Genomic DNA, 1,657 nt, shown 5'->3' with positions numbered 1-1,657 from the left:
CTTGCCGGCGCTGGCCCTCGTGGCGCTGGCCGGTCTGTTCCTGCCTGGCGGCGGCCATCTGCTCAGCCTGACCGCGGCGGCGCTGCTCTGGGCCGGTGCGCTAGCGGCAATTGTTGTGTTGCAGCGCGCGCCGCTGACCTTCACGACCACCATTGATGTTGCTCGTCCCACCCCGAAATGGCGCGAGGTGGTGGCCGATTACATCAGCCTCACCAAGCCCAAGGTGATCTCGCTGTTGCTGGTGACGACGCTGACCACGATGTTTATCACTGAGGCCGGGCTGCCGTCGTGGTGGCTGGTGCTGTGGACGATGATCGGCGGTTATTTGGCGGCAGGCGGGGCTGGCGCGATCAACTGCGCCTTCGATAGCGACATCGACGTGAATATGGGCCGCACCAGCCGCCGGCCAGTGCCGAGCGGGCGGATCTCGGCGCGGGCCGCATTCATCTTCGGCGCCATCCTCAGCGTGTTGTCGCTCGTCGTGCTCTGGGTCTTTGCGACGCCGTTAGCCGCTTTCTTTGCCTTCCTCGGCATCATCTACTATGCCTACTTCTACACTAGCGTGCTTAAGCGCAGCACGTGGCAGAATATCATCATCGGCGGCGGGGCCGGCGCCATTCCGCCTCTCGTGGGTTGGACGGCGGTGACCGGCTCGGTGAGCCTGATGGCGGTGGTGTTGTTTGCCATCATCTTCTACTGGACGCCGCCGCACTTTTGGGCCTTGGCGCTGGTGAAGCAGAAGGATTATGCTCGCGCCGGGGTGCCGATGTTGCCGGTCGTAGCCGGTGAAGCTGAAACGCGCTGGCAGATTTTGGTCTATTCGGCGATTATGCTGGCGGTGTCGCTGCTGCCGGTGGCGATCGGCGCGATGAGCTGGATTTACCTTGCTGGGGCGCTGCTGTTCGGCCTGCGCTTTATGCGCGATGCGTGGGCGGTTTGGAAAGTTGGTGATCAGGCGGCGATCTGGGGCTTGTACAAGTATTCGCTGCTCTATCTGGCGCTGCTGTTCGCAGTGATGGTGGCTGACCGGTTGATGCTTGGGTAAGGAACCGGTTTACGAAAGCTTCGGCTAGCAATTTGCGCCGACATGGTGTATACTTCATTTATCGAAGGAGAAGGCCGCTCTGGCGGCTGCGTAGTACGGTCAAGGAGTTCGTCCATGACGATGATTGGTGTCAATCAGATTGGTGTGCAATCGGCCACCCCGCAACCGCTGTTGATGATCAGCGAAGCGGCTTCCACTCGCCTGCTCAAGATGATGCAGGAAAAGCAACTTGAGGGTTATGCCCTGCGCGTGTTTGTCGCCGGTGGCGGCTGTTCGGGCCTCCAGTACGGTATGACCTTCGATGATGAAGTGCGCGAGGGTGACAACGAGTTCTACGCCGGCAACCTGCGTGTGCTGGTCGATCCGATTAGCGCCAACTATTTGATGGGCGCGTCGATCGATTTTGTTGATACGCTGATGGGTGGCGGCTTCAAGATTGATAACCCGAACGCGGTGTCGTCGTGCGGTTGCGGCCATTCGTTCCGCGCCCGCGATACCGATTACAGCGAGGATGATGACGACGCGCCGGTGGGCGGCGGGTGCGGCACTTGCGGGTATTAATTGGCGTGACGGCATACCGACGAATTGGTACCGGCGGGTTTCAAACCCGCC

The 1,657-nt window shown here is 60.9% G+C and carries 2 protein-coding genes; both read left to right on the top strand.

Translation table 11 applies throughout. The features are described 5' to 3' along the window. On the top strand, nucleotides 1–1,045 hold a 1,045-nt coding region (locus U9R81_RS17275), incomplete at its 5' end, for a heme o synthase (RefSeq protein WP_322496666.1). A gap of 114 nt (nucleotides 1,046–1,159) precedes the next feature. Beyond that, nucleotides 1,160–1,606, top strand: coding sequence for an iron-sulfur cluster insertion protein ErpA (gene erpA, locus U9R81_RS17270; RefSeq protein WP_322496665.1), 447 nt, complete (start codon nucleotides 1,160–1,162; stop codon nucleotides 1,604–1,606). Nucleotides 1,607–1,657: the final 51 nt, after the last annotated feature.

The organism is Chloroflexus sp. (assembly GCF_034435895.1).
Taxonomy (GTDB): Bacteria; Chloroflexota; Chloroflexia; order Chloroflexales; family Chloroflexaceae; genus Chloroflexus.
This window is presented reverse-complemented; position numbering and strand designations above follow the sequence as displayed.